Source organism: Brachybacterium sp. AOP3-A1-3, assembly GCF_052378285.1.
Lineage (GTDB): Bacteria > Actinomycetota > Actinomycetes > Actinomycetales > Dermabacteraceae > Brachybacterium.
Genome location: NZ_JBQSXM010000001.1, coordinates 170,592 through 197,236, shown reverse-complemented (window position 1 = coordinate 197,236; position 26,645 = coordinate 170,592). Strand labels below are relative to the sequence as shown.

The window sequence follows — 26,645 nt, the reverse complement described above, 5'->3', positions numbered from 1 at the left end:
CACGATGACGAACCCCAACGACATCCGCGGGACCGGTGACGCGGCGAAGCTGCGCGAGACGACCGAGCCCGAGGCGAACCCCGTCCTCGGCTCCGCTGTGGACGATCCTCAGTTCCGCGATACGGAGCTCCCCGCCGAGAGCGAACCGGCGCGCGAGTCCCTCGGCCGCGGCGATCTCCTGCGCCGGCGGTTCCTGCGCAGCAAGAGCGCCTGGGTCGGCATGATCGTCTTCTGCCTGCTCATCGTGCTGGCGATCGCGGGCCCGATGATCTATCAGTACGGGCCGTTCGAGCGCGATCTCCGCAACGCCCTGACCGGCCCGAGCAGCTACCACTGGTTCGGTGTGAACGAGAACGGTCTGGACATCTTCGCCCGCACCATGCAGGGCCTGCGGATCTCGCTCGTGATCGGCATCGGCACCGCGTTCCTCACCTCGTTCCTCGCCCTGGTCGTCGGCACCGTGGCCGGCTACATCAGCCACAAGGGCAAGTGGGGCGCGCTCGGCGACGGCGCGCTCGTCAACCTGATCAACCTCTTCCTGGTGATCCCGTCCATCCTGCTGCTGATGCTGTTCAGCCCCGCCCTCCAGCGTGCTTCGTGGCTGTGGATGATCCCGCTGCTGGCAGGCTTCGCCTGGATGCTCACGGCCCGTGTGCTGCGCGCCATGACCCAGCAGCTCGTGCGGACCGAGTACGTCGAGGCCGCCCGCTTCATGGGCGTCCACCCGATCATCACGATGACGCGCCACATCATCCCCAACATCGCCAGCTGGATCATCATCGACACCACGCTCGGGGTCAGCGCCGCGATCCTGGGCGAGACCGGGCTGTCCTTCATCGGCTTCGGCATCCAGTACCCGCAGGTGTCGCTCGGCACCGTGCTGCAGGGGTACAACATCTCCGCGCCGTACACCTGGGTGCCGCCGGCGGCGATCCTCGCCGCCCTGGTCATCTCCGTCAACCTGATGGGCGAAGCGCTGCGTGACGCCCTCGACCCGACCAGCGGCTCCGGCCGGATCTGAGGGGACTCCGAATGTCTGAACCCATCCTGTCCGTCCGGGACCTGAGCGTCACGTTCCCCTCCGAGTACGGCACCGTCCACGCCGTCCAGAACCTCTCCTACGAGGTGCACAAGGGCGAGGCCCTCGCCATCGTCGGGGAATCCGGCTCTGGCAAGTCCGTGAGCTCTCTCGCGGTGATGGGGCTGCTGCCTCGCACCGCCACCATCACCGGTGAGATCGAGATGCTCGGCCACCAGGTCTTCACGCTGAACGATCGTCAGCTCTCGGCGCTGCGCGGCAACTCCGTCTCCATGGTCTTCCAGGATCCGCTGTCGGCGCTCACCCCGGTCTATCGGGTGGGCCAGCAGATCGCGGAGGTCGTGCGCATCCACCACCCAGAGGTCTCGGCCAAGCAGGCCGAGAAGCGGGCGGTCGAGCTGCTCGACGCCGTCGGCATCCCGGAACCGGCGCGCCGTTCCGGCCAGTACCCGCACGAGTACTCCGGCGGCATGCGCCAGCGCGCGATGATCGCCATGGCGATCGCGAACGAGCCGGAGCTGATCATCGCCGACGAGCCCACCACGGCCCTCGACGTGACGATTCAGGCCCAGGTCATGGACCTGCTGAAGTCCGCCCAGGAGATGATCGGTGCGGCCACCGTGCTGATCACCCACGACATGGGTGTCGTCGCCGGCTTCGCCGATCGGGTCCTGGTCATGAAGGACTCCCGGCTGGTCGAGATGGGCGCCGTCGACGACATCTTCTACCGACCGCAGGAGGTGTACACGCGCAATCTGCTGGCCGCCGTGCCCCGTGTGGACATCGCCGAGGCCGAGGGTTCCAAGAGCGTGGCCGGCAGCGCGATGCGCAAGGTCGCCGACGTGGTGGACACCGGTGCTGTGGTGGTCCCTCGCGAGGAGCGTCCTGCCGTGCTCGAGGTCGAGGACCTGGCCAAGGTGTACCCGATCACCAAGGGCGCCATCGTGCGCCGGAAGGTGGGCGAGCAGCGGGCGGTCGACGGGATCTCCTTCGACATCCGCGAGGGCGAGTGCCTCGCCCTGGTGGGGGAGTCCGGCTGCGGAAAGACCACCACGCTGATGGAGATCATGCAGCTGCGCACCCCGCAGGAGGGCGTGATCCGCATCGGCGGCACGGAGACCGGGGCTCTAACCCGCAAGGATCGGGCCGCGTTGCGCTCGGACATCACCATGGTGTTCCAGGATCCGATGGCCTCGCTCGACCCCCGGATGCCGATCGCCGACATCATCAAGGAGCCGATGCGCGTCCAGGGCTACAGCAACGAGCGCATGGACGAGCGGGTGGACTGGCTGCTGAAGATGGTCGGGCTGCTGCCCGAGCATGCGGCACGCTTCCCCACGGAGTTCTCCGGTGGTCAGCGCCAGCGGGTCGGCGTGGCCCGCGCCCTCGCGTGTGATCCGAAGCTGATCGTGCTCGACGAGCCGACCTCCGCCCTGGACGTGACGGTCCAGGCCGGCGTGCTGGCGATGCTCGCCGATCTGCGAGCGCGGCTCGGCGTGAGCTTCCTGTTCGTCTCGCACGACCTCTCGGTGGTCCGGCACATCTCGGACCGCATCGCCGTGATGCAAAAGGGGAAGATCGTCGAGCTGGGGGATACGGAGGACGTCTTCTCCGATCCTCAGCATGAATACAGCCGAGAACTCCTTTCCGCCGTGCCGATCCCGGATCCGGAGATCGCGCGTCAGCGCCGACGCGACATCATCGATCGGTCCCGTTTCGACGGGTCGGACGGCACGGAGGTGGGTCAGGAAAAAACCTCCTGACCTGCAGGAAATGCATGTGGAGGCATCGGCGTTGAAGGGCGTCGATGTCTTCGTGGGCCGTCTGCGGAATGGCCGTGGAACACTCCGTGAATCGTTGTGTTGCGAACGGGTAACAGGGCATTGATGAACCTCTCCCGGGGTGCCTTCTGGTGCCTAGACTGGGTGTACCGCAGGCGAGGACGCGACCACGGTGGTCGCTGTCAGAGATCGCTTGCCGGACTGGACCACTGAGCGGGCGCGAAGATCTCGGAGCCCGCGGTTGAAGGAGAAACACATGCGTTTGACGAGGCGTTCGATGCTGGGGGCGACGGCTCTGACCGTCTCGATGACGGCTCTGGCTGCGTGCAGCAAGGACCCGGGAACCGGTGGGGGTGGCTCCGGCGGGAGTGACGGCGGCGGCGGCGAGCAGATCTCCGCTGATGCGAATGACATCAACGCGAAGAAGCGTGACGAGCTCGGCGAGGGCGGCGTGCTGCGTCTCGCGAACAATGCGTTCCCGGCGAACTGGAACCCGTTCCACAGCGATGGCAACGAGAGGAACACCTCCGACATGCTGCGGGCAATCTTCCCGCTGGAAATCTGGACTTCGGACGCCGCCGGCGAGGTGGCGCCGAATCCCCTCTATGTCAAGCGTCTCGAACTGACCTCCGAGGACCCGCAGGTCATGGAGATCGAGCTCAATGAAGGACTGACCTGGTCCGACGGCACTCCGATCGACTACAAGTCCATCGAGAACGTCTTCAAGACCATGGATGGCTCCAAGGAGGACTACGGCGTCGCGTCCTCCGAGGGCTACAACAAGGTCGAGAAGATCGAGCAAGGTGACAGCGACCTCGTCGCCGTCATCACCTTCAAGGAGAAGTACGCCGACTGGATCGGCCTCGCGGCAGTCATGCCCGATTCCCTCGCGGAGTCGGCAGATGCCTTCAACACGGGCTGGCTGGACGAGCCGAAGGTCACTGCCGGGCCCTACAAGGTCGGCAAGATCGACGCCGGCAACAAGACGGTGTTGCTTGAGCCTGATGAGAATTGGGGAGGCGACAAGGCCCTGCTTGAGCAGGTCCTGTTCACCACCATCGAGGATCCGGCCGCGACGGCGACGAGCTTCCAGAATGGTCAGCTCGACGTCATCGAGACCACCGTGCCGGCCACCTACTCGGTCGTTGAGCCGATGATCGGGGACGGCGCCACCCTGCGGAAGGCAGCGGGGCCCAACTGGACCCACATCACGCTGAACGGGGCCGACGGTCGGCCGCTCGCGGACCAGGCCGTGCGCCAGGCGATGTTCCGGGCGATCGATCGCGAGGAGGTGTTCCTCTCGGTCAACGCGACGATGCCCTACCCGAAGGACACCGAGACGCTGAACAACCACCTCCTGATGACCAACCAGGAGGGGTACCAGGACAACGCCGGGGACCTCGGGAAGTACGACCCCGAGGCCGCCAAGAAGCTGCTCGAGGATGCCGGTTACACCATGGAGGGCGAGAAGGACGCCCCGAAGGCCACCAAGGACGGCAAGGCCATCGAGATCACCTACGTCTACAACGACGGCTCGAAGACGAATGAGGCCGTCGTGCCCGTGGTCAAGGAGCAGCTCGCCGCCGTGGGCATCACGATGAAGGTGCAGAAGGTTCCGCCGACAGACCTCTTCGCCAAGTACGTCATCCCCGGCGAGTTCGACCTGACGCTGTTCGGCTGGGTCGGCAACCCGTTCCTCTCCTCGGGCGACTCCATTTGGAAGTCGACGGGTGAGCAGAACTTCGGCAAGGTCGGGGACGAGGAGACGGATAAGCTCATCGATCAGGCTGCGGTCGAGACCGACCCTGCGAAGCGCCTCGAGCAGATCAATGCGATCGACGCGAAGCTGTGGGAGCTCGCGGGCACCATTCCGCTGTGGCAGTCGTACGACTTTTACGTGCAGAACGACGACCTCGCGAACTACGGTGCATGGGGCTTCCAGCGCCCGGACTGGACGACCATCGGCTATGTGAAGGGTTCGGCCAAGCTGGACGGCTGACCCGACCCTGAGCAGGAGGCCCCGAGCGGTGACGCTCGGGGCCTCCTGCTGTTTCGGGGGCCGTTGTTCCGCTCGCACTCTGACGTTCCGGCGGGCGCAGGACCTCCGTCGAGCCCGGTTCCCTCGGTCCCTGCCGGACTGTGGGGGAGACTGGTCGCCATGACGCGCGACGAGCAGCAGATTCCCGCACCGCCTCGGATCATCGACCTCATGATCCCTGCGGATCGAGGTGCCGTCTCGATGTCGATCGATGAGCGGTACACGCGCCAGATGCGGCTGCCGCAGCTGGGCGAGCTGGGACAGGGCCGTCTCGCGGCGGCGAAGGTCGCCGTGATCGGAGCCGGGGGGCTCGGCGCCCCGGTGCTGTCCTACCTGGCCGCGGCCGGCGTCGGCCGGATCACCGTGTTCGACCCGGACACGGTCGACGCCACGAACCTGCACCGACAGGTGCTGTTCACTGCGTCGGACGTCGGGCGCTCCAAGGCCGTCGCCGCCGCGGAGCATCTGCACAGCCAGAACCCCGAGGTCTCGGTGACGGCGGTGGTCGACGTGGTCACCCCGGCCACGGCGCTCGAGCAGCTCGCCGGGCACGACCTGGTGCTCGACGGCACCGACAACTTCCCCACCCGCTATCTCGCCTCCGATGCCTGCGAGATCCTCGACCTGCCGCTGGTATGGGGGTCGATCCTCGCCTTCTCCGGGCAGGTCAGCGTGTTCTGGGGAGCCGGCGGCCGCGGCGTCACCTACCGCGACGTGCATCCGGTGCCGCCCCGACCTGGAGAGGTGCCCAGCTGCTCCGAGGCGGGGGTGCTCGGCATGCTGTGCGGGGTGATCGGCTCGAGCATGGCGATGGAGGCCGTGAAGGTGCTCGCCGGCATGGGTGACGTGCTCTTCGGCCGTCTCGCCCTCTACGATGCGCTGCGCGCCCGCTGGGACGAGATCCCGATCGCCCGCGATCCGCGGAGGGTCCCGGTGACCGAGATCGAGGACGTGATGCTCACCTGCGAGCTCCCGGGGCCGACGGGACCGGCGACCGACGAGGTTGCCGTCGCGGACCTGCCGGGCCTGCTGGCGGCCGGGGTGCGCGTGATCGATATCCGGGAGCCGTCCGAGCTGGGAGACGGCCTGGTGCATGGCGCCGAGCACCTGCCGATGGGTGCGCTGCTGGCCGGAGCCGATGAATCGCTCGAGGGCGCCGTGCTCTACTGCGCCGCTGGTTCCCGCTCGGCCAGCGCCCAGCGATCGCTCGCGGAGCGGGGGATCAGGGTGCGGTCGCTGCGGGGCGGGTTCGCCGCTGTGGTGGGCGAGTCCGGTGCTGCGGTGGAGGTCGTGAGACCAGAGGGTTGATCTCGACTCAGGGGACTTCCGCGATCAGCCGCCGGCGAAGGGTGGCAGCACGTCGAGCCGGTCCCCGTCGCGAAGCTCCTGATCGCGATCGGTGCAGGCCACGGCGTTGACGAGGAGACTGGAGCGGTCGATCACGCGGGCGGCGTCGGGGGAGGCGCTGCGCAGGAGATCTGTGAGCGCCTCGTGCACCGAGCCGCCGTGCACGGTCGCGGAGTCGGCCCCGTACTCGGCGGCGGCGCCGGCGAACAGGCGCACGGTGAGGGTGGGAGTGGGGTCGTCGCTGGCCATGGATCTCCTGTCTCAGCCGCCGATCGCGCTCATGGGACGCTCCGGCTGGACGAAATCGTCCCGGTCCATCCCGTGGCCGGCCTTCTTGCCCCACTGGGCGGCGCGCCAGATCTGCGCGATGTGCTCGTCGTCGGCCCCGGAGCGCAGCGCGCCCCGCAGGTCGGTCTCCTCGCGGGAGAACAGGCACGTGCGTACGCGGCCCTCGGCGGTGAGCCGGGTGCGGCGGCAGTCCGCGCAGAACGGCCGCGTCACCGAGGCGATGATCCCGACCCGACCGCGGTGGATCCCGGTGGTGCGGTCCTCGACCTCGAACAGCTCGGCGGGTGCGCCGTTGCGGTCCTCGGCGACCGGGGTGAGCGTGAAGCGGTCGGCGAGCATCGAGTGGACGTCGGATGCGGAGATCATCGTGCCGCGGTCCCAGATGTGGTCCGCATCCAGGGGCATCTGCTCGATGACGCGCAGCTGCAGCTCACGCGTCAGGCACCAGTCCAGGAGATCCGGGAGCTCGTGGTCGTTCACGCCGGGCAGCAGCACCGCATTGACCTTGATCGGGTCCAGACCCGCCTCGCGGGCGCCCTCGACCCCGGCCAGCACCCGATGCAGCAGGGGCCGCCGGCTGAGGCGCTCGAAGGTCTCGGAGACCACGGAGTCGAGCGACACGTTGATGCGGTCCAGGCCGGCGTCCCGCAGGCGCGCGGCCCGATGATCGAGGCCGATGGCGTTGGTGGTCAGCGAGATGTCCGGACGCTGGTCCAGCGCCGCGACCCCGGCGATGATCTCCTCGAGGTCCGGCCGGGTCAGGGGCTCGCCGCCGGTGAAGCGCACCTGCTCGATGCCGAGGCGCTCCACACCGATGCGCACGAGGCGCACCACCTCGTCGACGCTGAGCATCTGCTCCTTGTTCAGGAACGTGAGGCCGGAGGCGGGCATGCAGTAGGTGCAGCGCAGGTTGCAGAAGTCGGTGAGGGAGAAGCGCAGGTCCGTCGCCTCGCGGCCGAAGCGGTCCGCGAGCGCCGGGGTCGCGGGGCGGTCCGAGATGTCCGGGAGCGCAGGGGCGGTCTCGTCCGTGGTGCGCGGTTTGGGGATGCCCAGGCCGATGCGTCGCGATGCCATGGAGCAGCCTCCTCTCGCAATGGTCCGGCGGGGCAGGAGAACTCCCACCTTCCCCCAGGATAGGGGTCCGCGCCGGGGAGGAGTCGGGGAGGGGCCGGGAGGAGCCGGGGAGAGACCGGGGTATCCGTCCGGGAGTCCCGTGGGCGGCGGTGCTTCCGGGGTGCGTGCTCGGCGCGCCTATCCTGGACGGGGCCGCGGACCTCGCCGGCCGTACCTCGCCCGACGGGAGACCTCACACGATGGCTGGTACCGAGCGCATCCCCCTGACCGATCACGTGGCCGACGCGATCGCGCTGCTCGCCGACGTGCGCCACGGCGAGGTGGTGGCCCTGGACGGGGAGGCCGTGGGCCGGGTGGCCCGCGGCGACGACCGGGCCCGGGTCGACGTCCCCGGCGTCGACAACTCCCAGATGGACGGCTACGCCGTCGCGAGCGCAGATCTCGGGGCGGCAGGGGATGCTGACGCTGATGCGCTGACCCTGCCGCTCGGCCCGACGATCGCCGCCGGGGACGCTCCCGGGATCCTCGCGCCGGGCACCGCCCGGCCGATCATGACCGGGGCCCCGATCCCCGACGGCGCCGACCTGGTGATCCCTGTGGAGGAGAGCGCCGCCGGGCGCTTCGTCGCAGCCAGTGCCGCGGCATCGAGCGTGACGGTGAGCCCGGCGTCGAAGGAACCAGGGCGCTTCGTGCGTCGGCGCGGCTCGGACACCCTGCGTGGTGACACCGTGCTGCGCGCCGGCCAGGTGCTGACGCCCGCCCGGATCGCCCACCTCGCCGCCTGCGGGCTCGGCGACGTGGAGGTCGAGGCCCGGCTGCGGCTGATCGTGCTGTCCACCGGCAGCGAGGTCGCCGGACCGGACTCCGCTCCCGTCGCCGGCGGGGTGTTCGACGCGAACGGTCCGGGGGTGGCCGCCGCCCTCCGCGCGGCCGGGGCCGACGTGGTCGCGCGCGCCGCGGTGCCCGATGACGCCGCGGCGCTGGTGGACCAGCTGCGGGGACTCGTCGCCGAGCACGACGCGGACCTGGTGGTGACCAGCGGGGGAGTGAGCGCGGGGGCCTTCGAGGTGGTGCGCGATGCCGCCGCCGGAGCAGGCGTGACGATGGCCTTCCCGACGGTCGCGCTGCAGCCGGGCGGGCCGCAGGGCATCGGCACCCTCGACCTGCCTGACCGTCGGGTGCCCTGGCTCGCCTTCCCCGGCAACCCCGTCTCCGCCCTGATCAGCTGCGAGCTCATCGCCCGCCCGGCGCTCGGGGCACCGCCCCGCACCCGCCTGCGCCTGCCCGTGCAGCTCGAGGCGGACGAGCCCTCGCCGCCCGCCCTCGAGCAGTACCGTCGGGCGCGGCTCCTGCCCTCGGGCAGGGTGCGCCTCATCGGGGGCGCGTCCTCCCACCTGATCGGGAGCTTCGCCGCCGCCGACGCCCTGGTGGTCGTCCCCGCCGGCACCGACATCGTGCGCGACGGCGACACCCTGGAGACCCTGCTGATCCCTGGAGGAGAGTCATGAGCGACGCTGCCAGCATCCCCGTCGGCCTGTCCCACGTGCGGGCCGATGGCTCCGCCCACATGGTCGACGTGACCGACAAGGCCGTCACCTCCCGTGAGGCGACGGCGCGGGGCGTGCTGCGCACCCGCGCCGATGTCGTCGACCGCATCGCCCGCGGCGACCTGCCCAAGGGGGAGGCCCTCGCGACCGCCCGCATCGCCGGGATCATGGGCGCCAAGCGCACCAGCGATCTTGTGCCGATGTGCCATCCGCTGCCGCTGAGCGGGGTCGAGCTCGACCTCGCACCGCAGGGGGACCGGGTGGAGATCACGGCGCGCGTGCGCACCCGGGGCGTCACCGGCGTCGAGATGGAGGCCCTCACCGCGGTCACCGTCGCCGCGCTGACCCTGTTCGACATGATCAAGGCCGTGGATCACCTGGCCGTGATCGAGGGCGTGCAGGTGCTCGCGAAGTCCGGGGGCAAGAGCGGGGACTGGACCCGTGAGAGCGAGACCGCCGGTTCGACGCGCATCGCAGCGGACGCGGAGCCCGCAGCGCAGCAGTCGACAGCACAGGAGTCGACACCACAGGAGTCGACAGCACAGGAGCCCACAGCATGAGGACGATCCCGGCACAGCGCGATGACTCCGACTGCGCGGCGACCGACGACCCGTCGGCCCCTCCCTCCCTGCGTGGCACGGCCCGCGTGCTCATCGCCTCGACGCGCGCGGCCGACGGCACCTACGAGGACCGCACCGGTCCGCTGCTCGTGAAGTGGCTGCGCGGGCGCGGCCTGGACGAGGTCGACAAGCGCGTGGTCGCCGACGGACCCGACGTGGGCGCGGCGCTGCGCGAGGCGATCGAGGCGGGGATCGACATCGTCATCACCTCCGGCGGGACCGGCGTCAGCCCTACTGATGTCACCCCCGAGCAGACCGCCCCGGTGCTGACCCGCGAGATGCCCGGCGTGCTCGAGGCCGTGCGCCGACGGGGCGCCGAGAAGACCGCCACCTCGCTGCTCAGCCGCGGCCTGGCCGGGATGGCCGGGGACAGCTTCGTGGTGAACCTGCCCGGGTCCCGCGGCGGGGTGAAGGACGGGATCGTCGTGCTGGATCCGATCCTCGACCACCTCCTGGACCAGCGCGACGGGGGCGGGCATCCGGAGCAGGAACAGGCTGGGCACGGGCACGGGCACCAGCAGGAGAAGCTGGCTGCCCAGGGGCCTGCGTCCGCGCAGACCGCCGATCCCCGCCGCGGCGCGACGCCCTTCGGGGGGCCGCTCGAGGAGCTGCGGATCCCCGGGGGCCCCGAGATGGGACCGGCGCACGAGCGCGTCATGGTCGCCTCCGTGGGCGAGGACGCGATCTCCGTGGCCGCCCTGATCGAGACGGTGGACGACTCCCGCTGCGGCGCCGTCGTCACCTTCGACGGCGTGGTGCGCGACCACGACGGCGGCCGTGGGGTCGAGCGCCTGGAGTACACGGCGCACCCCGGCGCGGCCGACGTGATGGCCGAGGTGGCGCGCGAGATCGCCGAGCGCTACCCGGACACGCTGGTCGCCGTCGCGCACCGCTACGGACCGCTGGAGATCGGCGAGAGCGCCCTGGCGTGCGCCGTCGCGGCCCCGCACCGCAAGCAGGCCTTCGCGGCCTGCGACGACCTGGTGGACACCGTCAAGCAGCGTCTGCCGATCTGGAAGCACCAGCATTTCGCGGACGGCGAGGACGAATGGGTGGGAGCGCTGGGCTGATCGGGTGCTGGACACCCTCCCGTCACCTGCGATGGCTACGGTGAGCTCATGCGCATCCTCCACCTCAGCGACACCCACCTCTACGGCGATCCCACCGCCCGCCACTACGACCGCATCGACACCACGGCGGCCCTGCGCGGGCTGCTCGCCCGCTTCGACGCGGTCACGGGCCTCGATGCGATCGTCCACACCGGCGACGCCTCCGAGGACGGCACGGCGGAGAGCTACCGCCTGCTCCACGAGATCCTCGAACCCTTCGCGGCGCACAAGGGGGCGGCGCTCGCCGTGGTGATGGGCAACCACGATGTCTCCGCGACCTACGGGGAGACCATCGCGCTCGGTGACCGGGGCACCTCCGTGCAGGACAGGGTGGTCTCCGTGCCCGGCGGCGGCAGGATCGTGGTGCTCGACTCCAGCGTCCCCGGGGCGGGCTACGGGCACCTCGAGCCCGAGCAGCTGGCCTGGCTCGGGGAGGTGCTCGGGGAGCCGGCCGGTGGGGATCAGTCGAACGGCGGGACCGTGCTCGCGATCCATCATCCGCCGCTGGTCGGGGCGACGAAGCTGCTGCGCGGGCTAGACCTCGACGGGCTCGACGAGCTCGCCGAGGTGCTCAGGGGGTCGGACGTCCAGGTCGTGCTGTCCGGGCATTACCACCACGAGATGAGCGGCGCCATCGCCGGGATCCCCGTGCATGTGGTCCCGGGCATCACCAACGTGGTGGACCCCGTGACAGCGGGCGACCACGAGCAGTCCCGGGCCCAGTCCGGGGCGAGCCTCGTCGAAATCGGTGAGACTGGTGAGATCGGCCAGCTCGGCCAGGGAGCGCCCCGGGTGGTCACCTCCGTGTTCCCCAATCTCGGGGACGACCTGGGTGATCCAGAGACCCCCGTCTATGACTTCGGGCCGGAGCAGGTCGCCGCGATCGTCGAGGCCGCCGGGCGCTGAGACCGGGAGCTGGCGCCGGGAGTCGGCGCCAGAAGTTGGCACCCCAAGCTGGCGGCTCAGGCCGGCACCTGTCAGCGCTGCCGTCAGGGAACGAAGAAGCCCCTGCGGATCATCTCCGCAAGGGCTTCATGAGGACGTGCCGACGGCTCAGTAGCCGAAGCCGTAGGGACGCACGCCCTGGGTGCTGAGGGGAGTCGTGACGGTCGGGGTGACTCCGGCGTCGCTGCGGCGGCCGGTTCCGGACTCGACGATGTCCTGCGCGACGCGGGAATCGGAGCGGCGGCGGAGCGCGGCGGTGAGGGTGCGGAAGATAGCCATGAAGGAGGGCTCCTGTGGTTCGGAGGGGGAGAGGACCACGCCCTGGATCGCAGGTGCTGCAGTCGGTTCGATGACTCCATATCTATCACCGCCCGGACGCCCGGTCACGCCTTCGGTCGAGACTCATTGCCAGAGTCACAATAAAGGTGTGACCTGGTGCGCATCACGAGAATGTGGACGACTTGTGACGGTCCGTGCGGGTGGCTGGAGAGCTCACTGGAGGGCTCGAGGCGATCGGGATCCGGACCGGGTCGGGATCGGAAACCCGCGCGGTGTTCGCGTCGGGCGTACTGGCGGATCACGGCCTCCCGGCGGAGGTTCCCGGCACCCTCCTCGGCCACCCCTGGGCACCCCTGCCACCCCCCTCGATCGTCCGACCGGTTCGTCGGAGGAGGGCCGGGACGCACGGCCGCGGCCCCGGGACATCGTCCGGGCCAGCGGTTATCCCCGCGGCAACCGTGGGAGCGGTCGGACTGCGGCGGATACGAGAGCACCTGAGAGGGCGGTCGCTGGACGCGATCAGTGCCTGTCCGCCGGGCCCCCACGGCCTGTCCATCAGGTCCTCGCGAGCCGGTCGGACCGCGTGGACACGCCCCGGATCTAGCACTCGTCTTGCATGAGTGCCAACGCGGTCCTAAAGTGGGACCCGTTGGCAGTCGACGGCCGAGAGTGCCAGAAGCTGCCGCAGAGGGATCCTCCTCGGTCGGCACCGCGACGACGATCGGGACCGGGATCCCTGAACCCCAGAACTCACAGAGTCATCTCTTCATGAAGGAGTGAGCCGCATGTCGGTCTCCATCAAGCCCCTCGAGGATCGCGTCGTCGTCAAGCCGCTCGAAGCCGAGCAGACCACGGCCTCAGGTCTGGTCATCCCGGACACCGCGAAGGAGAAGCCCCAGGAGGGCGAGGTCGTCGCCGTCGGCGCCGGTCGTTTCGACGACAAGGGTCAGCGCGTGCCCATGGACGTCAAGGTCGGCGACAAGGTCGTCTTCTCCAAGTACGGCGGCACCGAGCTGAAGTACGGCACCGACGAGTTCCTCGTCCTCGGCGCTCGCGACATCCTCGCAATCATCGAAAACTGAGCGGACTGAATCTTTAATGGCTAAAGAGATCATCTACAACGAGGACGCACGACGCGCCCTCGAGCGTGGCGTGGACAAGCTCGCCAACACCGTCAAGGTGACGCTCGGCCCCAAGGGCCGCAACGTCGTCCTCGACAAGAAGTGGGGCGCTCCCACCATCACGAACGACGGCGTGACCATCGCCCGTGAGATCGAGCTCGAGGATCCCTACGAGAACCTCGGCGCTCAGCTCACCAAGGAGGTCGCGACCAAGACCAACGACGTGGCCGGCGACGGAACCACCACCGCCACCGTCCTCGCCCAGGCCATCGTGCACGAGGGCCTGCGCAACGTCACCTCGGGCGCCGCTCCGTCGGCCCTGAAGCGCGGCATCGAGAAGGCCGTGGACGCGCTCTCCGAGAAGCTCGGCGAGATCGCCACCCCGGTCGATGGCAAGGAGCAGATCGCGTCCGTCGCGTCCGTCTCCAGCCAGGACGCCGAGATCGGCCAGCTGCTGGCCGAGGCGTTCGACAAGGTCGGCAAGGACGGCGTCATCACGGTGGAGGAGTCCTCCACCACCGCGATGGAGCTGGACTTCACCGAGGGCATGCAGTTCGACAAGGGCTACATCTCCCCGCACTTCGTCACCGACGGAGAGCGCCAGGAGGTCGTCCTCGAGGACGCCCTCGTGCTGCTGCACCAGGGCAAGATCTCGGCCGTGGCCGACATCCTGCCGCTGCTGGAGAAGGTCGTCGAGGGCGGCAAGCCGCTCTTCGTCATCGCGGAGGACGTCGACGGCGAGGCTCTGTCCACGCTGGTCGTCAACAAGATCCGCGGCACCTTCAAGGGTGCGGCTGTCAAGGCTCCCGCGTTCGGCGATCGTCGCAAGGCGATGCTGCAGGACATCGCGGTGCTCACCGGTGCACAGGTCGTCACCTCGGATCTCGGTCTGGACCTCAAGACCGTCGACACCGACGTTCTCGGCCAGGCTGGCCGCGTCGTCATCACCAAGGACTCCACCACCATCGTGGGCGGCGCCGGCGATGACGAGGCAGTGTCCGACCGTGTCGCGCAGATCCGCGGCGAGATCGAGAACACCGACTCCGACTGGGACCGCGAGAAGCTCCAGGAGCGCCTCGCGAAGCTGGCCGGCGGCGTGTCCGTGATCAAGGTCGGGGCTCACACCGAGGTGGAGCTCAAGGAGAAGAAGATGCGCATCGAGGACGCGGTCTCCGCGACCCGCGCTGCCATCGAAGAGGGCATCGTGGCCGGTGGCGGCAGCGCCCTCGTCCAGGCCTCCTCCGTGCTCGAGGACAGCCTCGGCCTCGAGGGTGACGAGGCAGTCGGCGTCCGCGCCGTGGCCCGCGCCGTCGTCGAGCCGCTGCGCTGGATCTCCGAGAACGCGGGCCTCGAGGGCTACGTCGTCGTCGAGAAGGTCAAGGAGGCTCAGGTCGGACACGGCCTGAACGCCGCGACCGGCGAGTACGTCGACCTCGTCGCCGCAGGTATCATCGATCCGGTGAAGGTGACCCGCAGTGCCCTGCGCAACGCGGCCTCCATCGCCGGTCTGGTCCTCACGACCGAGACCCTCGTGATCGAGAAGCAGGAGGACGAGGAGGCGTGATCACGCCTCGAGCCGACCGCTAGGTCGCTCGCGTCCGTCCGACGGGCGGGCAGCACGGGGAGACCCGGGCTGCCCGCCCGTCGGCATTCCCGGGGGCCTTTCCTCGGGGCCTCGGGGCCCCTCGGGGTCCCTCGGACCTTCGGAGTCCTTCAGAGTCCTTCAGAGTCCTCCAAGAAATCTGCGCGAGGTGGCGGCACCTCCATGGCAACATCTCCGTGGCAACACGGCAAAGATGCTTGAACCTGCAGGTCACACAATGGTGACCTTTCTCAGGTGGTGCCATGCTGGCGTTGCACGAATTATCAACTTACGGTCGGAGGAAGGGTACCGGTGGGACGACGACGTCCCGCACGCCGCCCGAGATCCACTGCGGAGCCCTGAGGGGCCCGAGGTCGAGCGCGCTCAACCGGTATCCACCGAGAGCCGACGACCGAAGCGGAGGAACTGCGTGACGCCATCCCTGACCCCACCCTCGTCCGAGGATCCCGCGCCCGGGAGCAGCCCGATGCCACGTGGCGGCGAGCGGGAGGCCGCGCAGGTCGCCCGCGGGAAGCTCGGTGCGCAGTCCACGCGGCGCGAGGAACGGGAGCAGCGGGAGTCGCGGCGCGCACCGGTGAGGACCGACGATCTCCAGAAGGGATCCGCCGAGATCTCGGGTGCCAAGGGTCCCCGGGTCAACTGGGTGGTGTTCCTGAGCTCCGCGGCGATCATCCTCGCCTTCTCGTTGTGGGCGATCCTCGCGCCGGCGGCGGCCGAGAGCACTCTGCTGGAGATCGTCACCTGGATCGCCGCGAACGTCGGCTGGTTCTATGTCGTCACGGTCAGCCTCGTGATCCTCTTCGTGCTGTGGGTGGCGTTCTCGTCCGAGGGCAAGGTGCGGCTCGGGCCCGACCACGCCCGCCCGGAGTACAAGCTCTTCACCTGGGTCGCGATGCTGTTCGCGGCGGGCGTCGGCATCGACATGCTCTTCTACTCGGTCACCGGGCCGATCTCCCACTACCTCACCCCACCGGATGCGGCCCCGGAATCCGCCGCCGCCCTGCAGGACTCCGTGGTGTGGACGATGTTCCACTACGGGGTCGCCGGATGGTCGATGTACGCGCTGCTGGGGATGGCGATGGGCTACTTCGCCTACCGCTGGGGCATGCCGCTGTCGATCCGGGCGGCGCTCTTCCCCCTGCTCGGCAAGCGCGTGCGCGGTGCCGCCGGGGACGTCATCGACATCTTCGCCCTGGTGGGTACCGTGTTCGGCGTGGCAACCTCGATGGGGATCGGCGTGGTGCTGCTCAACGTCGGCTTCTCCATCCTGTTCGGCCTGCCACAGGGTCTGGGCCTGCAGATCGCCCTGGTGATCGTCGCCGTGGTGATGACCATCGCCGCGTGCACCTCCGGGGTGGACAAGGGCATCCGCCTCATCTCCGAGCTGAACCTCTGGAGCGCTGGCGCGATGCTCCTGTACATCCTGGTCACCGGGAAGACGTCGTTCCTGCTCAACGCGATCGTGGAGAACATCGGCCGCTTCATCGCGACCCTTCCCGAGCGCACCCTGCAGACCATGGCCTACGAGCCCGGCGGCTCGGACTGGATGGCCGGCGCCACCTTGTTCTTCTGGGCGTTCTGGCTCGCCTGGGGCCCCTTCGTGGGCATGTTCCTGGCGCGCATCTCCCGCGGCCGCACCCTGCGCGAGTTCGTGCTCGCCGCGATCACCGCACCGGTGCTGTGCGACCTGCTCGTGGTCACCATCTTCGGCAACAGCGCCCTGTCCGTCGTGCTCGAGGACACCCCGGCCAGCCGCGCCTTCGCGAAGCTGGCCGTCGACAGCCCCGAGCAGGGCTGGTACGCGCTGCTCGAGATGTTCCCCGGGGCCGCATTCCTGGTGGGCCTGGCCACCCTCTCCGGGCTCCTGTTCTACCTGACCAGTGCGAACTCCGGAGCCCTGGTGATGGCGAACTTCTCCTCCACGATCCCGGATCCCGGCCAGGACGGCGCCAAATGGCTGCGCATCTTCTGGGCGATCCTCACCGCGGTGCTCACGATCGCCATGCTCACCGCCGGTGGTGTGACCACGATGGAATACGCGACCCTCATCTTCGGGCTGCCCGTCACCGTGGTGGCGTACCTGGTGATGGCGAGCTTCTCGAAGGCGCTGCGGATGGAGCGGGCCGACCGTGAGGGGCGCGTGCTGCGTCGCGCCGACGCCGCCGTCCACGGCGGCTTCGCCCCGGAGAAGTCCTGGCGCCAGCGCCTCGCGAACCTCCGTGCCTACCCCAACGTCCGCGCCGTCACGGAGTTCGCGTCCGGGACTGTCGCGGGTGCGCTCGCGGACGTCTCCCAGGAGTTCCAGGAGCAGGGGTACGCGGCGCAGACCCGGTCCATCACGGACAACGAGACCGGTATCGCGATCAACACCCTGATCATCAAGATGGGGGAGGAGCGCGACTTCATGTACCGGGTCGCTCCCGTGGAGACCCCCGTGCCGACGTTCGGTGCCCGGGTCGCCCAGGAGCGCTCGACCTACCCCCGCCTGGACGTGTTCACGCAGACCGGCGCGGAGGGCTACGACGTCACCGGGCTGTCCCGGCAGCAGATCATCAACGACGTCCTGGACCGGTACGAGAACCACATCCAGTACCTCGCCTATGCGGCCGAGGTGGGCGGGGCGAGCGTGCTCACCCCGACCACGCACGGGAGCCTCGGAGGCCCCGTCATCGACTGACCGGACGTGCGGGTCGGCCGCCGAACCGCTGCGGGACGACCCCGGGGACGGAGCCGCACGACTCGCGGTCCGACCTGCGGCGAGGACAGGTTCCTCTCCTCCTCGGAGGCTTAGTATGGGGCTCGTCCTGGAACGTCGACCCTTGGAGGGTGAGTGGTGAGCAACAGCCCCGACGCCACTCCTCGGGTCGACGACGACAGTCGGCCCACCCGCACCTTCGGACCTCCAGCGCCTGTCGTCCTCGGCACCCTCGGTGTCGGCTTCGTCTTCGTCGTGGTCCTCGAGTTCCTGGTGATCATCAGCTTCGTGGGCCAACGGTTGTGGAACGACCCCGCGCTGCTGCGCGACCTCGTGTTCACGACGCCCCTGCTGCTGTGGGTCCTCGTCGCGGCGGGCTCGGCGATCTTCTGCCTGCGCATCATCACCGCCTGGCTGCAGATCGACGAGGAGGGCTTCGAGCTGCGGAGCCTGGCCCGGCGCACCCGGAAGGTGCGCTGGGACGAGGTGGGGCAGGTCATCGCGGTGCGGGACATCGACCGCGGCGCCACTCCCGCCGAGATGCTGGACGCCTCCGGGACCACCTATGACGGTGTGTACGTGATGGACGGCGCGGGCCGACGGGTGCTCGCGGTCTCCAGCCGGTTCTTCGGCCCCCGGGCCCAGGAGATGACTCTCCACCGGGCACGCGAGGCGGGCGCGACGATCGATCACATCGACGCGATCACCGTGAAGGATCTGCAGGAGCAGGCGCCCCAGGCGCTGAGCTTCGTGGATCGCCACCCCAACCTGCTCCTCCTGCTGCTGGCGGCCTTCTACGTCTTCCATAACGTGCTGACCTTCGCCGTGTGGGGTCTGTGAACGGGCGACCTGCGAGCGAGCGGCCAGGTCGCGCCGCCCGGAAGCGGGCCCGCAGGCGTCCTCCGCCGCTGCCCCAGCGGGAGGGTCTGGATGCTGTGCGCTGGGTGATCCCGCGTGACGCGACGTCGGCGGGTCCCGCCCTCGAGGCCCTGCAGGCGAGGTTCCCGGCGCTCGCGGACCCGCAGGCGACCGACCTTGCCGCGCGATTCGCGCGAGGGGAGGTCGTGGACGCAGCGGGCAGACCCTGGGCGGCCGCTGCGGCCGTCGGCCCGGGGGATGAGCTCTGGTTCCACCGGGAGCTGCGCGACGAGGAGGTCCCGCACGTCGAGGTGCCGATCCTGCACCGCGACGAGCACCTGCTCGTGCTCGACAAGCCCCACGACATGGCGACGATGCCGCGCGGCGCCCATGTGCTCTCCAGCGCTCTGGTGCGGCTGCGTCGGGACACGGGGATCGACACCCTGGTGCCGTTGCACCGCCTGGACCGGCGCACTGCCGGCGTGCTCGCCTTCGGGATCCGGCCCGAGGAGCGAGCCGCCTACCAGCAGCTCTTCGCCCTCGGCGAGGTCGGCAAGGTGTACGAGGCGCGGGCGCAGGTGCGGGCACGTCCGTGCCTCCTCCGTGAGGGGGACGTTCTACGCGACCACCTGCTCAAGCGGCAGGGCGAGCTGCGCACTCAGGTGCTGCCCGGGGAACCGAACGCCGAGACCCGCGTGGGGGAGCTGGTGGAGGAGCCCGACGGGACCGTGCACGTGACGCTGCACCCGCGCACCGGTCGCACCCATCAGCTGCGCGTGCAGCTCTCCTCCCGGGGTGCGCCGATCCTCGGGGACGACCTGTACGGTCCGGCGGACGCTGCCCCGGAGGCGGACCCGACGGCCCCGACGGCCCTGCCGCTCCAGCTGCTCGCGCGCCGCCTCGCCTTCCGTGACCCGGTCACCGGTACGGAGCATCGCTTCGAGAGCAGCAGGACTCTGCGGGGGCCCGTGTTCGGCCAGGACTAACCGGACCGGGTGACCTGCGCCGCCCCCGGTCACCGCCACCGGAGTGAGCGGAGTGCGCGCGACGTACGCTGTCGCCGTGACCGACCCGCAGCCCCCTGATGCCGCCCTCGCCGAGCCGTCCCCGCGGCGCACGCGCGGCGGGGACGTGATCGTCGGCCCCACGATCCGTGCCCGCTACCTGCCCGGCGCCCTGATCGGGCTGCCGCTGGTGTCCGCGCTGCTGTCGCCCTTCGCCGCCGCCGGGCTCCAGCAGTGGCGCTTCGGTCGTCTGCGTGAGGGGCACGACGCCCTGCTCGAGCACGTCCTCGCCCCCTCCTGGGTGCAGCTGCTCCTCGGGGCGCTGCTGCTGTGGGCCCTGTTCGCGCTGTGGGGGGTCGTGCCGATGCTGCTCACGCACCGCGTGGTCCATCTCGACGAGACCTCCGGGATGCTCACCCTGCGCAAGGGTCTGCGCACGGTCGACCGCGCGGAGCTGGGCCAGCTCGACTACGCGGTGGGGGAGGCCGAGCGGGGGAGCATCGCCCTGATCGGCATCCGGGACGAGGACGCCTCCGGTGCCGCGGCCGCCCCTCCCCGCAGCCGGGGTCGTGAGGCGCCGACCACCCGGCAGTGGGTCGTCCAGGAGATCGGCTGGGACGCGGCGTCCTTCGACGGGCTGCGTGCCCTGCAGGCGCTCTCCGGTCTGCGCCCGGCCCCGCCTCGCGGGGTCCTCGTGCGGGAGAACCGTCGGCTGCGGATCGCCCGCGCGAACCATGAGCTCGCCGAGCGTCTCGGCATGCCGTGGCGTGACGAGTACGAGCACGACGAGAAGGCGTTCCGCGACGAGTTCGATCGGGTCCGACGAGTGCTCGGTGGCAAGGAGAAGCCCCGACCGGGCGATCCTGTCTAGCCCGGTCGGGGCTGGTCCTTCGTGGGTGCGGGAGCTGCTCAGGCTCAGAAGAGGGCGCGCAGGATGAGCACCACGACCGCGCCGATGCCGGCCGCTGCCGGAAGGGTGATCAGCCAGGCGAGGGCGATCGGTCGCATGAGCTTCCAGTTCGCCGCGCGGTTCACGATGCCCACGCCGAGGACGGCGCCGATGAGGATGTGCGTCGAGGAGACCGGCAGTCCCAGCACGGAGGCGAGCATGACGACGGCCGCGGCGGCGAGCTCGGCCGCGAAGCCGGAGGACGGGTGCATCGAGGTGAGCCCGGTCCCGACCGTCGCGATCACCTTGCGACCCACGAACCACAGGCCCGAGATCAGCGCGACGCCGAACGCGGCGAGCACCGCCGTGGGGACCGCGGCCTCCGCGGAGATCGTGCCCGTTCTCAGGACATCGAGCACTGCGGCGAACGGGCCCACCGCGTTGGCGATGTCGTTCGCGCCGTGGCTGAAGGCGAAGGCCGAGGCGGTGAACACCTGCATCCAGCTGAACATGATGAACGTGGCGCGGGAGATGGACTGCTTCTTCAGTGCGCGGGCGAAGACGGTGACGGCCATCCACACGGCCATCCCCACCATGATCAGCAGCAGGATGCTGCCGCCGATGGAGAGGTCCAGGCCCACGTTCTTCAGCCCCTTGAAGATGAGCATCGCGGCGATCACCATGGCGGCACCGGCGGCGAGCGGCGGGACCCGCTTCTCGAGCGCGTGATACGCGGCCTTGCGCTCGATCTTCCGGGCGGCCTTGCGCTTCTTCTTGGAGAGCCCGGCAGCGAACTCGGCGAGCTCCGCACCCGGGCTGCCCGGGGTGAGGTCGAGGGCGGCGGACTCGGCGAAGGCGGCCTGCTGCAGCTCGCTCACACGCTCGGAGGCGGCCATGTGGCGGCGGTCCTCCTCCGTGAGCTCGCCGTCCTCGTCGTCGTCCTCCTCGTCATCGTCGTCGTCCTCGGCATCGTCGAAGCCGTGCGAGCCCAGCGCGATCGCCCGGGCCGCGGGGGCCAGGATGCGGCGCTTGATGGCACCGAACAGGAGGAAGGACGCGACGCCGCCGAGGAGCGGGGAGAGGACCCAGGAGATCGCGATCTGGCCGATCTCGCCCCACTGGACCATCTCCAGACCGCCGGTCCCTGTGACGATCCCGGTGGTGACGGCGGCGCCGACGATGCCGCCGATGATCGCGTGCGTGGTCGAGACCGGCCAGCCCATCTTCGTGGCCAGCAGCAGCCAGACCGCGGCGCCCAGCAGGGCGGACATCATGATGTAGACGAAGGACTGCGGATCCACGTGCATGGCGTCGATGTCGACGATGCCGCTGCGCACGGTCTCCGTGACCGAGCCGCCGGCGAGCACGGCACCGGAGACCTCGAACACGGCCGCCACCATGAGCGCCTGCTTCATGGTGAGGGTGCCGGCGCCGACGCTGGTCCCGAAGGAGTTGGCGACGTCGTTGCCGCCGATGTTGAAGGCCATGAACAGCCCGAAGAGGATCGCGAGGATCAGCAGGAGCGGGTTCACGCCGGGGCCGGTGTGGAGGAACGACCAGATGGCGAAGGACACCACGGTGACCACGGTGACGGCTCCCGCGCTGAGGTGCCAGTTGCGGTCAGGGCCGAGGAGGCCCCCTGTGACGGGGGGATCGGCGGGATGCTGAACGTTCGTGCGGGGCATCGTCGGGCTCCCGGGGTGTGGAGGAGTCAGGGCTGGTCCGGCGTTCGGCACCGGGCATCTACCCCAGGGTGGGGCGCCGTCACTCTAGATCACGATGCGACTCGCCCGCGGACGAGGCTTCGGGGCCGGTTCCCGGCACCTGCAGGGATGAGGCGCGACGTGATCTGCCGCTCCTTATGGTCTCCGAGCAGGGTGATACGGCACACGCCGTGCGTCCGTGCAGGTCATGAGCCTGCGGCGGGACGGTCCCACCGTGAGCGGGTCTGCACGCGGAGCCTGCTCGCCGCTACCATCGGTGCATGACGAGCGCGGATCCCTTCGGTTTCATCGGACTCACCTACGACGACGTCCTGCTTCTCCCCGGGGAGACGGACGTGATCCCCTCCGAGGCGGACACCACGAGTCGCCTCACGCGGGAGATCTCGCTCAAGGTCCCCCTGGCCAGCGCGGCGATGGACACCGTCACCGAATCGCGGATGGCCATCGCCATGGCCCGCCACGGCGGCATCGGCATCCTCCACCGCAACCTCTCCATCGAGGACCAGGCCCATCAGGTCGACCTCGTCAAGCGCACCCAGACCGGGCGCATCACCAACCCGGTGACCATCGGGCCGGAGGCGACCCTCGAGGGCTTCGACGCGGTCTGCGGCCAGTACCGCGTCTCCGGCCTCCCCGTCGTCGACTCCAACGATCTCCTCATCGGTGTCTGCACCAACCGCGACCTGCGATTCATCCCCGTCGCCGAGTGGGGCACCACCAAGGTCGCCGACGTCATGACCACCGAGCTGTTCACAGCCCCGGAGGGCGTCACCCCCGAGGAGGCGACCGCGCTCCTGCGCAAGAACAAGCGCGAGCGACTGCCCCTGATCGACGCGGACGGCCGCCTCACCGGTCTCATCACCGTGAAGGACTTCGTGAAGTCCGAGCAGTTCCCCGATGCCTCCAAGGATGCCCAGGGGCGGCTGCTGGTCGGCGCGGGCGTCGGCTTCTTCGGCGACTCCCTGGAGCGGGCCGGAGCGCTGTGCGAGGCCGGGGTCGACGTCCTCGTCGTCGACACCGCCAACGGGCACGCCCGTCTCTCGCTCGAGATGATCCGGACCATCAAGAACGATCCGTACTTCGCGGGTGTCCAGGTCATCGGCGGCAACGTCGCCACCCGCGCCGGGGCGCAGGCGCTGGTCGACGCCGGGGCCGACGCCGTCAAGGTCGGTGTGGGACCGGGCTCCATCTGCACCACCCGCGTGGTCGCCGGTGTCGGCGTCCCCCAGGTGACCGCGATCCACGAGGCCTCCAAGGCCTGCGGCCCTGCTGGCGTCCCGCTGATCGGAGACGGCGGCCTGCAGTACTCCGGCGACATCGCCAAGGCCCTCGTGGCCGGCGCGGACACCGTCATGGTCGGCTCGCTGCTGGCCGGCACCGAGGAGTCCCCGGGCGAGGTCGTGCTCGTCGGCGGCAAGCAGTACAAGGCCTACCGCGGCATGGGTTCGCTCGGGGCCATGTCCTCGCGCGGCAAGCAGTCCTTCTCCAAGGACCGCTACTTCCAGGCCGACGTGCCGACCGACGACAAGATCGTGCCCGAGGGCATCGAGGGCCGCGTCTCCTACAAGGGACAGCTCGGCACCGTCGTCCACCAGCTCACGGGCGGGCTGCACCAGTCGATGTTCTATGTCGGCGCGAACACCGTCCCCGAGCTCAAGGAGCGCGGGCAGTTCGTGCGCATCACGGCGGCCGGGCTCAAGGAGTCCCACCCGCACGACATGGCCGCGATCATGGAAGCCCCGAACTACTCCTCGCACTGAGGCCAGTCCCCGCTCCGGCACTGGCCTCCGCACCGGACCTGGTCCCCGTGTTGGACCTGGTCCCGTGTTGAACCTGGTCCCGTGCCAGGCCTGGTCCCCACCGGAGGTGCTCCCCGCACGGCCGGCTCCTGGCGGCCTCTCCCGCGGCATCTGGCTCTGACCAGCACTGCTATGGGGGATTTCCCCCGTGCGGGAATCGGGGCGGCCGGGTGGGATGTGCCGGGCCCAGGTTCGTAGGCTCGATCCCATGAGCTCGCAGACCGTCCCCGCCCCACCCGCCCCGTCGTCGGACCGCATCATCCCCTCGCCCTCGCCCTCGCCCTCGCCCTCGCCCTCGAGCACTCGGGCGTCCTCCTGGTCGCTCGCCCTGTCGCTGGTCGCCCTGCTCGGCGCGGTGGCGGCGATGGCGGGGGTCGGACTCACCGTGATCCCCCTGGAGACGGCATCGGGCTACTACCTCACCGACACCCCCGTCGCCTATCAGTGGGCCGTGCTGGCGGCGTTCGGCTCGCTCCTGCTGTGGACGGTGCTCGGCCTGATGGCGATCGTGCTGGGCATCGTGGGCATGACACGGGGTGCGGGTCAGGTCCGCGCGATCGTCGCGATCGGTGTCGCGGTGATCGCTCCGGTCCTCGCCGTCCTGACGCTGATGGGCTCGATGGCGATCGGGGCCGACGGACTTCTCTGAGCGGCGGCCGGCCCACCGCCGCGCGGACCATGGCGGCGGAGCGTTGTCGAGGACGCATCACGGTGGAGGGGCTCGTGGCTGTGGATGAGCGCGTGGAGCGTCGGCCCCGACCTCTAGGCTGGTCGTATGAACGCACCCTCGTCCTGGATCGACGCCCCTCTGCTCGGATTCGACACCGAGACCACCGGAACCAACGTGGCCTCCGACCGGATCGTCACCGTCGCCCTCGTGCACTCGGTGGGTCCCGGCCGCGAGAACGAGACCGTCGCGACCTGGCTGATCGACCCCGAGATGGACATCCCCGAGCCGGCCCAGCGGGTCCACGGGATCAGCACCGAGCATGCCCGGGCGCACGGCATGAAGGCGGCCGAGGCGCTCGAGGAGGTCGTCACGATGATCGCCGACGCCCTGCGCAAGGACGTCCCGCTGGTCGCCTTCAACGGCGGCTTCGACCTCGCGATCCTCGAGAACGAGCTCACCCGTCTCGGCCTGCCCACCCTCGCCCAGCGCCTGGGCCATGACATCGCCCCGGTCGTCGACCCGCTCGTGGTCGATCGCGGCGTGGACCGCTACCGCAAGGGCAAGCGCACCCTGACCGACATGCTCGCGCTCTTCGGGATCGAGCAGGACGGCCAGCTCCATACCGCCGACGTGGACGTCTCCGCGACCTTGGACGTGCTGCGGGCGATCGTGGCGAAGCATCCGCAGCTGGCGGCGTCCTCCCTCGCGGACCTGCACCGTGAGCAGATCAGCTGGCACCGCACGTGGGCGGAGAACTTCAACAAGTTCCTCGAGAAGAAGGGCAAGACGCCCGACGTCAACACCAGCTGGCCGCTCTGAGCCCGAGCGCGCCACTGGGCCGGTCCCCGGTTCCCCGCGTCGCGCCGGGAGCCCGGGCCCGGAAGACCTCGGGCCGACGGTAGACTGCCCGTGTGATGAACGAGATCGAGATCGGCCGCAACAAGCGGGGACGCCGCAGCTACAGCTTCGATGACGTGGCGGTGGTGCCGTCCCGTCGTACGCGAGACCCTGAAGACGTCTCCACCGCCTGGCAGGTCGATGCCTACCGCTTCGACATCCCGATCTTCGCGGCCCCCATGGACTCCCTGATGTCCCCCGAGACCGCGATCCAGCTCGGCGAGGCCGGCGGCCTGGGTGTGCTGGACCTCGAGGGCCTGTGGACCCGGTACGAGGATCCCTCCGCGCAGTTCGACCAGGTCGCCGGCGCCTCGGACGACGAGGTCGTGCAGGTCATGCGCGACATCTATGCGGAGCCGATCAAGCCCGAACTGATCCATGACCGCATCCAGCAGCTGCGCGACGCCGGCGTGACCGCCGCCGGTTCGCTCTCGCCGCAGCGCACCCAGGAGCACTGGAAGACCGTCGTCGACGCCGGGGTGGACCTCTTCTTCATCCGCGGCACGACCGTCTCGGCGGAGCACGTCTCCACGGGCCGCGAACCCCTGAACCTCAAGCGATTCATCTACGAGCTCGACGTGCCGGTCATCGTGGGCGGCTGCGCGACCTACACCGCCGCACTGCACCTCATGCGCACCGGTGCGGCCGGCGTGCTCGTCGGCTTCGGCGGCGGCGCCTCGCAGACCACCCAGGAGACGCTCGGCATCTCCGTGCCGCTCGCGAGCGCCGTGGCGGATGTCGCCGCCGCGCGCCGCGACTACATGGACGAGTCCGGTGGCCGGTACGTGCACGTCATCGCCGACGGCGGCCTGGGCCGCTCCGGCGACCTGGTCAAGGCGATCGCCTGCGGCGCCGACGGTCTCATGGTGGGGGCGGCCCTCGCCCGCGCCGAGGAGGCCCCTGGTCGTGGCCACCACTGGGGCAGCGAGGCGCACCACCCGACCCTGACCCGCGGCCACCGCGTCGAGGTCAGCACGGTGGCACCTCTCGAGCAGATCCTGTTCGGCCCGTCGATCGCGGCCGACGGGACCACCAACCTGGTCGGGGCGCTGCGCCATGCGATGGCCACCACCGGCTACCTGGACCTCAAGGAGTTCCAGCGGGTCGAGGTCGTGACCACCGCGTGACCACGCAGGCTGTGGCGCGATGAGCATGCTGTTCGCGGAGAGCAGCAACTCGGGGAGCGCCCGCGGCACCGACGCCCGGCGGCGTCTGACCTCGCGCCACCCGCCCGTGGTGCTGGCGCTCGGACTGCTCGCCACGGCGGTGTTCCTGCTGGTGATGTTCGGGCCGTTCTACCGATTCGACTTCCCTCCCG

The 26,645-nt window shown here is 69.9% G+C and carries 21 protein-coding genes and 1 pseudogene; 18 read left to right on the top strand and 4 right to left on the bottom strand.

The genetic code is table 11. The features are described from left to right. Positions 1–4: 4 nt before the first annotated feature. From ACT3T5_RS00905 to ACT3T5_RS00890, 4 genes are all read left to right on the top strand, one after another. Positions 5–1,021, top strand: a complete 1,017-nt coding sequence (locus tag ACT3T5_RS00905) for an ABC transporter permease (RefSeq protein WP_444593311.1) — start codon at positions 5–7, stop codon at positions 1,019–1,021. An 11-nt stretch (positions 1,022–1,032) separates the two neighbouring features. After that, positions 1,033–2,802, top strand: a complete 1,770-nt coding sequence (locus ACT3T5_RS00900; RefSeq protein ID WP_444593310.1) for an ABC transporter ATP-binding protein — start codon at positions 1,033–1,035, stop codon at positions 2,800–2,802. A gap of 274 nt (positions 2,803–3,076) precedes the next feature. Next, entirely contained in the window at positions 3,077–4,819 is a 1,743-nt protein-coding gene (locus ACT3T5_RS00895) for an ABC transporter family substrate-binding protein (RefSeq protein ID WP_444593309.1), read from the top strand. A 159-nt stretch (positions 4,820–4,978) separates the two neighbouring features. Beyond that, a complete protein-coding gene (locus ACT3T5_RS00890; RefSeq protein ID WP_444593308.1) occupies positions 4,979–6,166 on the top strand; it encodes a ThiF family adenylyltransferase in 1,188 nt (395 codons plus the stop codon). A 24-nt stretch (positions 6,167–6,190) separates the two neighbouring features. On the opposite strand, the gene ACT3T5_RS00885 is transcribed toward ACT3T5_RS00890, so the two are convergent. Both ACT3T5_RS00885 and moaA read right to left on the bottom strand, forming a co-directional pair. Next, complete coding sequence (locus ACT3T5_RS00885) at positions 6,191–6,454, bottom strand: MoaD/ThiS family protein (RefSeq protein WP_444593307.1); 264 nt, start codon at positions 6,452–6,454, stop codon at positions 6,191–6,193. Between the two features lie 12 nt (positions 6,455–6,466). After that, a complete protein-coding gene (gene moaA / locus ACT3T5_RS00880; protein WP_444593306.1) occupies positions 6,467–7,567 on the bottom strand; it encodes a GTP 3',8-cyclase MoaA in 1,101 nt (366 codons plus the stop codon). 239 nt (positions 7,568–7,806) lie between these two features. Here moaA and ACT3T5_RS00875 point away from each other — a divergent pair, with 239 nt between their 5' ends. From ACT3T5_RS00875 to ACT3T5_RS00860, 4 genes and pseudogenes are all read left to right on the top strand, one after another. Then, positions 7,807–9,075, top strand: a complete 1,269-nt coding sequence (locus ACT3T5_RS00875; protein ID WP_444593305.1) for a molybdopterin molybdotransferase MoeA — start codon at positions 7,807–7,809, stop codon at positions 9,073–9,075. Next, a pseudogene (gene moaC / locus ACT3T5_RS00870) lies at positions 9,072–9,560 on the top strand (cyclic pyranopterin monophosphate synthase MoaC); the annotation flags it as partial. The gene ACT3T5_RS00875 and the pseudogene moaC, both read left to right, overlap by 4 nt. 110 nt (positions 9,561–9,670) lie before the next feature. After that, positions 9,671–10,804: a molybdenum cofactor biosynthesis protein MoaE gene (locus tag ACT3T5_RS00865; protein WP_444593304.1), complete on the top strand. Its 1,134-nt coding sequence runs from the start codon at positions 9,671–9,673 to the stop codon at positions 10,802–10,804. A 48-nt stretch (positions 10,805–10,852) separates the two neighbouring features. Beyond that, positions 10,853–11,749: a metallophosphoesterase family protein gene (locus tag ACT3T5_RS00860; protein WP_444576274.1), complete on the top strand. Its 897-nt coding sequence runs from the start codon at positions 10,853–10,855 to the stop codon at positions 11,747–11,749. Positions 11,750–11,896: 147 nt separating this feature from the next. Here the strand turns inward: ACT3T5_RS00860 and ACT3T5_RS00855 are convergent, their stop codons facing one another. Continuing rightward, a complete protein-coding gene (locus ACT3T5_RS00855; protein ID WP_444576272.1) occupies positions 11,897–12,067 on the bottom strand; it encodes a hypothetical protein in 171 nt (56 codons plus the stop codon). A 785-nt stretch (positions 12,068–12,852) separates the two neighbouring features. Here ACT3T5_RS00855 and groES point away from each other — a divergent pair. From groES to ACT3T5_RS00825, 6 genes are all read left to right on the top strand, one after another. Continuing rightward, entirely contained in the window at positions 12,853–13,149 is a 297-nt protein-coding gene (groES, locus tag ACT3T5_RS00850; RefSeq protein ID WP_343926041.1) for a co-chaperone GroES, read from the top strand. Between the two features lie 16 nt (positions 13,150–13,165). Then, positions 13,166–14,752 carry a chaperonin GroEL gene (gene groL / locus ACT3T5_RS00845; RefSeq protein ID WP_444576270.1) on the top strand — a complete coding sequence of 529 codons (1,587 nt, stop codon included), beginning with the start codon at positions 13,166–13,168 and terminating at the stop codon, positions 14,750–14,752. A 505-nt stretch (positions 14,753–15,257) separates the two neighbouring features. Beyond that, the gene (gene betT / locus ACT3T5_RS00840; protein ID WP_444593303.1) at positions 15,258–17,468 is read left to right on the top strand and encodes a choline BCCT transporter BetT; all 2,211 of its coding nucleotides are present in this window, start codon (positions 15,258–15,260) and stop codon (positions 17,466–17,468) included. Between the two features lie 156 nt (positions 17,469–17,624). Beyond that, positions 17,625–18,326 (top strand): hypothetical protein, encoded by a 702-nt coding sequence (locus ACT3T5_RS00835; protein WP_444576266.1) that lies wholly within the window; start codon positions 17,625–17,627, stop codon positions 18,324–18,326. A 104-nt stretch (positions 18,327–18,430) separates the two neighbouring features. Beyond that, entirely contained in the window at positions 18,431–19,330 is a 900-nt protein-coding gene (locus ACT3T5_RS00830; RefSeq protein ID WP_444576264.1) for a pseudouridine synthase, read from the top strand. 76 nt (positions 19,331–19,406) lie between these two features. Next, positions 19,407–20,219 (top strand): hypothetical protein, encoded by an 813-nt coding sequence (locus ACT3T5_RS00825; RefSeq protein WP_444576263.1) that lies wholly within the window; start codon positions 19,407–19,409, stop codon positions 20,217–20,219. A 44-nt stretch (positions 20,220–20,263) separates the two neighbouring features. Here ACT3T5_RS00825 and ACT3T5_RS00820 read toward each other — a convergent pair whose 3' ends face one another. Then, positions 20,264–21,922 carry an inorganic phosphate transporter gene (locus tag ACT3T5_RS00820; protein WP_444593302.1) on the bottom strand — a complete coding sequence of 553 codons (1,659 nt, stop codon included), beginning with the start codon at positions 21,920–21,922 and terminating at the stop codon, positions 20,264–20,266. A 299-nt stretch (positions 21,923–22,221) separates the two neighbouring features. Between ACT3T5_RS00820 and guaB the strand changes: the two genes are divergently transcribed. The 4 genes from guaB to ACT3T5_RS00800 all read left to right on the top strand — a co-directional run bounded on the left by guaB (position 22,222) and on the right by ACT3T5_RS00800 (position 26,454). Continuing rightward, entirely contained in the window at positions 22,222–23,721 is a 1,500-nt protein-coding gene (gene guaB, locus ACT3T5_RS00815) for an IMP dehydrogenase (RefSeq protein ID WP_444593301.1), read from the top strand. Between the two features lie 247 nt (positions 23,722–23,968). Continuing rightward, positions 23,969–24,409: a hypothetical protein gene (locus tag ACT3T5_RS00810; RefSeq protein ID WP_444593300.1), complete on the top strand. Its 441-nt coding sequence runs from the start codon at positions 23,969–23,971 to the stop codon at positions 24,407–24,409. A 126-nt stretch (positions 24,410–24,535) separates the two neighbouring features. Next, on the top strand, positions 24,536–25,249 hold the full coding sequence (locus tag ACT3T5_RS00805) for an exonuclease domain-containing protein (RefSeq protein WP_444576255.1): 714 nt from the start codon (positions 24,536–24,538) through the stop codon (positions 25,247–25,249). A 95-nt stretch (positions 25,250–25,344) separates the two neighbouring features. After that, a complete protein-coding gene (locus tag ACT3T5_RS00800; RefSeq protein WP_444593299.1) occupies positions 25,345–26,454 on the top strand; it encodes a GuaB3 family IMP dehydrogenase-related protein in 1,110 nt (369 codons plus the stop codon). The last annotated feature ends 191 nt before the right edge of the window (positions 26,455–26,645 follow it).